This window comes from Cupriavidus sp. SIMBA_020 (assembly GCF_046535395.1).
GTDB lineage: Bacteria > Pseudomonadota > Gammaproteobacteria > Burkholderiales > Burkholderiaceae > Cupriavidus > Cupriavidus campinensis.
On record NZ_JAWRWU010001701.1, the window covers coordinates 1 to 235 of the forward strand.

1 protein-coding gene is annotated in these 235 nt (G+C 63.4%); it reads right to left on the minus strand.

The features are described 5' to 3' along the window. Positions 1 to 235: IS66 family transposase zinc-finger binding domain-containing protein (locus SB751_RS35405; RefSeq protein ID WP_410749665.1), on the minus strand; the 235-nt coding region annotated here is incomplete at both ends.

Consider the following 235-nt stretch of genomic DNA (forward strand, 5'->3'; position numbering starts at 1 on the left):
CGATGCTGTGCTCGATCGGCAGGCTAGGCATTGCGGGCTGTTTGATGTGGCCGCAATCAGGGCAACACAGCTTGTGGCGGATCGTGCGGGTCACTTTGAACGCGGCCGCCACGCGGGCGAGTTGCTCGGAGACATCCTCGCCGAGCCACTGCATTGCAGTCGCGCATATGGGGCAAGCCGAATCAGGTGTGAGTTCGATCTCGTCGCGCGGCAAGTGCGGCGGCAGTGGTTCTCG